We start from the raw sequence: 5823 nt of genomic DNA on the forward strand, positions 1-5823 counted from the left end.
CGCGCGCTGAACGGCACGCATGACCGCAACACGACCGGGCCGCCATCACGCATTCCCCGCGCGATGATGGTCCGGGAAAATGAAAATACAGAGGAAACAGATCATGGCAGCATATGAAGCCGGTACCGGCGAAGCCGCGAACCCGCTGAAGCAACTGGCCCGTTATGGCCAGTCCCCCTGGCTGGACTTCATCCAGCGTTCCTATACCGAAAGTGGCCAGTTGAAAAAGCTGGTGGACGAAGACGGGCTGAAGGGGGTGACCTCCAACCCCTCGATCTTCCAGAAGGCCATGGGCCATGGAACCGATTATGACCCCCAGATCCGTCAGATCCTTGAGCACCAGATCGTTGACGCCGGAACCCTGTATGAAACACTGGCGATCCATGACATCCGCGCCGCGGCCAGAGTGCTGTATCCGGTCTATGAGGAAACCCGGAAGGTGGATGGCTATGTGAGCCTTGAGGTCTCGCCCTATCTGGCGCGCGACACCAGCGCCACGATTGCGGAAGCCCGGCGGCTGTGGCTGGCCGTGAACGCGCCCAACCTCATGATCAAGATTCCCGGAACGGATGAAGGCGCGCCTGCGGTCCATGCCGCCATCGCGGCGGGCATCAATGTCAACGTAACGCTGCTGTTCTCGCTCAGCGCCTACAAGAAGGTGGTGGAAGCCTATATCGCCGGGCTGGAAGACCGCCTTGCGCGTGGCGAAAGTGTCGCGGGCATCGCCAGTGTCGCCTCCTTCTTCGTCAGCCGCATCGATGTGAAGATTGACAGGGAAATCGATGACCGTGTGGCGGCGGGCGATAAGGACGCTGCCAGCCTGAAGGCCCTGCGCGGCAAGGTGGCGATCGCCAACGCCAAGCAGGCCTATGAATACTGGCAGACCATTGTAAAGAGCGCGCGGTGGCAGAAACTGGCGAAGGCCGGCGCCATGCCGCAGCGCCTGCTCTGGGCCAGCACCAGCACGAAGGACAAGACCTTCAGTGACGTGCTGTATGTGGATGGGCTGATTGGCCCCGAGACCGTCAACACCATTCCGCCCGCGACATTCGATGACTTCCGCGATCATGGCAGGGTGGCCGAGACCCTGACACAGGATCTGGCGGGTGCCCACAAGGTCATCAACGAAGCCCGCCGCCTTGGCCTTGATCTGGATGGCGTGACCCGGACCCTGGTGGATGAGGGCGTGCGTGGTTTCGAGGATGCGTTTGACGCCCTGCTCGGCGCGATCGCGGCCAAGCAGGCGGCTTTTCTGGGGCGCAAGGTCACCACAACCACGCTGAACCTGCCCGCCAGCCTTGATGCGGCGGTCAAGGACGAACTGGAAGTATGGCGCAAGGCTGGCAATGTCCGCCGTGTGTGGGCGAAGGATGCCACGCTGTGGACCGGCCGTGACGAAGCGAACTGGCTGAAATGGCTGACGATTGTTGACGACCAGCGTCTTGCCCTGTCGAAGTTCGAGGAATTCCAGGCCGAGGTGAAGGCGCGCGGTTTCCGTGACGCGCTGCTGCTGGGCATGGGGGGATCCAGCCTTGGGCCTGAAGTCCTGTCCGTGACATTCGGCAAGCATGAAGGCTTCCCGCACCTGTACGTCCTTGACAGCACGGACCCGCAGCAGATCCGGGATTTCCAGGACAGGATCGATATTTCCAGGACGCTGTTCATCGTCTCGTCCAAGTCCGGCGGCACGCTGGAGCCGAACATCCTCAAAGCCTATTTCTTCGATCAGGCCAAAAAGGTGCTGGGTGACAGGGCGGGATCGCACTTCATCACCGTGACCGATCCCGGCTCCCACATGGAAGACGTGGCGAAGAAGGATAAATTCTGGAAAATCTTCTACGGTGACAAGCAGATCGGTGGCCGCTACTCCGTACTGTCCGATTTCGGCATGGTGCCCGCCGCTGTCGCCGGTCTTCCGCTCAAACGGCTGCTGGATTCAGCCTGCGTGGCGAGAAATCCTGCGCCGCCTCGGTGCCGCCGGCGCAGAACCCCGGCGTGGTGCTGGGCAGCGTGCTGGGCGTGGCCGCGCGTTCGTTCGGTCGTGACAAGGTGACACTCCTTGCCTCCCCCGCCATTTACGACATGGGCGCGTGGCTGGAGCAGCTTCTTGCCGAATCAACCGGCAAGGACGGCAAGGGCCTGATCCCCATTGATGGCGAAACGGCTGGCCCGGCCACGGTTTATGGCAAGGACCGTGTCTTCATTTACCTGCGCCTGAGCGAAAAACCGTGTGAGAAGCAGGACGAGGCGTTCCGGAAGCTGATCGCGGCGGGTGAGCCTGTCGTAACCATTGAACTGCACGACAGATACCAGATTGCCGAGGAGTTCTTCCGCTGGGAGTTCGCCACCGCCGTGGCCGGTTCGATCATCGGCATCAACGCCTTCAACCAGCCTGATGTCGAGGCATCGAAGATCGAGACCAAGAAGATCACCACCGCCTATAACGAGACCGGCAGGCTGCCGCCGTACGAACCTTCGCGAAGGACGGAAGCTTCGCCTTCTATGCCGACCCGAAGAACGCGGCGGCGCTGAAGGGCGGCAAGACGGCGGAAGGTATCCTGAAGGCCCATTTCGCCCGGGGCAGGGCAGGCGATTACGTGGCGCTGCTGGCCTATATCGACCGGGATACGGCAACGCGCGAATGGCTCCAGAAAGTGCGTCTTGACGTACGTGACGGGCTGAAACTGGCCACGGCGGCCGAATTCGGCCCGCGTTTCCAGCATTCAACGGGTCAGGCTTACAAAGGCGGCCCCAACAGCGGGGTGTTCGTGCAGATCACCTGCGATGACGCGCTCAACCTGCCGGTGCCGGGCGAGAAATATACCTTCAGCATCGTGAAGGAAGCCCAGGCGCGTGGCGATCTGGAGGTACTGGGCGAACGGGGCCGTCGTGTCCTGCGCGTACATATCCACGGAGACCTGAAATCCGGCCTTGAGAAACTGGCGCAGGCCATCAGGCAGCGGTCTGATCGGCGACCGGACCAGCCCCGTCATGTCCATCGGGTCATGACGGGGCCTGTTTTTTTACCAGCCGCGCGCGGCTGAAGCGCGGGGTGCGGCCCCGCAGCGGGAGTAGTGAGAGTTATGCAGATTGGTATAGTGGGCCTGGGTAAAATGGGTGGCAACATCGCCACGCGCCTGACACGCCACGGGCACGATGTGGTGCTTTATGACCGTGACCCGGCCGTGATTTCCAAGGTGGGCGCGCAGGCCGTGGCCGGAAAGACCATTGCTTCATCCGGCCTGAAGGACATGGTGTCCAAACTGACATCCGGCCGCCGGATCATCTGGCTCATGCTGCCGGCGGGCCATGTGACCGAAACCGCGGTGGCGGAACTGGGCGGTCTGCTGGGCCATAATGACATCCTGATCGATGGCGGCAACTCCTTTTACAAGGATGACATCCGCCGCGCCGCCACACTGGCCGCGAAAGGCATTCATTATATCGATGTCGGCACGTCGGGCGGTGTGTGGGGGCTGGAGCGCGGTTACTGCATGATGTACGGCGGCACCAAGGACGCCACCGACCATGTGGATCCCATCCTGTCCGCGCTCGCGCCGGGCATCGGTGACATTCCGCGCACGCCGAACCGTGACAAGCCGGAATTCGATCCCCGCGCCGAACAGGGCTACCTGCATTGCGGCCCCGCCGGTTCCGGCCATTTCGTGAAGATGGTCCATAACGGTATCGAGTACGGCATCATGCAGGCCTTTGCCGAGGGCTTCCATGTCATGAAGTCCAAGAACTCCACCGAACTGCCCGAAGACCAGCGTTTCGAGCTGAACATGACCGACATTGCCGAGGTCTGGCGGCGTGGCAGCGTGGTGTCCTCGTGGCTGCTGGATCTTTCGGCCCGCGCGCTGGCGGGCAATCCCGACCTGTCCAACTACAAGGGCGACGTGGCGGATTCCGGCGAGGGACGCTGGACCATCGAAGCCGCGATCGAGGAAGCGGTGCCCGTCCCGGTCATGTCGGAAGCCCTGTTCACGCGCTTCCGTTCGCGCACCGGCAACAACTTCGCCGAGAAGATGCTCTCGGCCATGCGCTTTGGCTTTGGTGGCCATATCGAAGGCACGAACAACTGATGCCGCGCGCCTGATAACGCACCCGGCCGGCATGACCATGCTGGCGCCATAATGACCACGGGCGGTCCGGCCGGGTTTTACACCTTAAAAAAGTTCAGGGAGAAGCAAGATGGAGAGCATTATTGCATCCGCGTCCTCGCAGATTGACGATACGCGGCATGAAAACATGCCACGTCGTGGGCCACCGGCGTATTTGTCATATTCGGCGGCGGGGGCGACCTGACACATCGGCTGCTGGTGCCCGCAATCTATAATCTGGCGGGCGCGGGACTGCTGGATAATGATTTCTCGATCATCGTGGTGGACTGGGCGGACATATCGGCCGACCAGTTGCGTCAGGGTTTTCATGACTCCCTGGAAAATTTCGTAACCAGTCGCGGCACCGAGGCCGTCACGCTGCATGGGGATGTATGGGAGCACCTGGCGTCGCGCATCGATTATGTCCGTGGTTCATTCGAGGACGGGGCGACCTACGACACCCTTGCCAAGAAAACCGCAAACAGGAACTGCATCTTCTACCTTGCGGTCGCCGCACGTTTTTTTGGCACGATTGTCGATCATCTGGGCAGTCGGGACTGGCGCGCGAAACCGGCGGCGTCTTCCGTCGTGTCATCATTGAAAAGCCTTTCGGCAGCGACCTTGCTTCCGCCGTGGCGCTGAACGCGCGCCTGCTGCGGAATCTGGATGAACGCCAGATCTATCGCATCGATCATTATCTGGGCAAGGAAACGGTGCAGAACATCCTCGCCCTGCGCTTTTCCAACGGGTTTTTCGAGCCGCTATGGAACCGCGACAATATCGACCATGTCAGATCACCGCCGCCGAGACGGTGGGCGTGGAACAGCGCGCCAAATTCTACGAAGGCACGGGCGCGGTGCGTGACATGGTGCCCAATCACGTCATGCAGCTTCTGGCCATGACGGCGATGGAAGCTCCCATCTCCTTCGATGCCGACGCCGTGCGTGATGAGAAGACCAAGGTGCTGAAGGCCATTCATACTCTCCAGCGTCACGACGTGGTGCGGGGGCAGTATACCGCGGGCAGGATCAAAGGGCAGCCCGTGGCCGGATACCGTGAGGAACCGGGTGTAGACCCCCATTCCGGCACGGAAACCTACGCCGCGATGAAGCTCCAGATCGATAACTGGCGCTGGGCGGGCGTACCGTTTTACGTGCGTACCGGCAAACGGCTGGCCGCGCGCAAGACCGAGATCGCGATCCATTTCAAGTCCGCGCCTTACGCGCTGTTCCGTGACACGCCCGTGGATAAGCTGACGCCCAACATCATGATGCTGCATATCCAGCCCACCGAAGGGGTGACCATGCAGTTTTCTGCCAAGATTCCCGGCCCCACCGTGCATCTGGGCGGGGTGCGGATGAAATTCGATTATTCCGAATGGTTTCACGAAGGGCCGAGCACCGGCTACGAGACACTGATCTATGACTGCATGATCGGCGATGCGACGCTGTTCCAGCGCGCGGACAATATCGAGGCCGGATGGCGCGTCGTCCAGCCCGCGCTGGAATGGGGACAGGATCCCGCGACCCTGAATTTTTACCCGGCGGGGTCCGAAGGGCCGAAAGCCGCCGATGACCTGCTGGCGCGCGACCATCGCCACTGGCTGAAGATCGGATCATGACAATGCGCGCCATCACCCACAAAAATACAGGGATCGGGGAGTAACGGAACATGACATCAACACGGACACCAGCCGTGCCCGGCACGGACATACGCCTCG

At 61.4% G+C, this 5823-nt stretch carries 2 protein-coding genes and 2 pseudogenes; all 4 read left to right on the top strand.

Going from position 1 to position 5823, the window contains the following annotated elements:
- Positions 1–103: 103 nt before the first annotated feature.
- Positions 104–2954 (top strand): annotated as a pseudogene (locus tag JCM25156_RS22835) (bifunctional transaldolase/phosoglucose isomerase); the annotation flags it as partial.
- A gap of 129 nt (positions 2955–3083) precedes the next feature.
- Positions 3084–4085, top strand: coding sequence for a phosphogluconate dehydrogenase (NAD(+)-dependent, decarboxylating) (gnd, locus tag JCM25156_RS08580; RefSeq protein ID WP_025812775.1), 1002 nt, complete (start codon positions 3084–3086; stop codon positions 4083–4085).
- Positions 4086–4322: 237 nt separating this feature from the next.
- Positions 4323–5005, top strand: a pseudogene (locus JCM25156_RS30960) (hypothetical protein).
- Positions 4915–5724 (top strand): glucose-6-phosphate dehydrogenase (NADP(+)), encoded by an 810-nt coding sequence (locus JCM25156_RS30965; RefSeq protein WP_407637117.1) that lies wholly within the window; start codon positions 4915–4917, stop codon positions 5722–5724. The pseudogene JCM25156_RS30960 and the gene JCM25156_RS30965 overlap by 91 nt, the downstream one beginning before the upstream one ends.
- Positions 5725–5823: the final 99 nt, after the last annotated feature.

Source organism: Komagataeibacter kakiaceti JCM 25156, assembly GCF_000613305.1.

What these genes read in the sequence shown, in the direction of transcription:
- gnd (WP_025812775.1), top strand. Translation starts at nt 3,084, where the DNA reads ATGCAGATTGGTATAGTGGGCCTGGGTAAAATGGGTGGCAACATCGCC.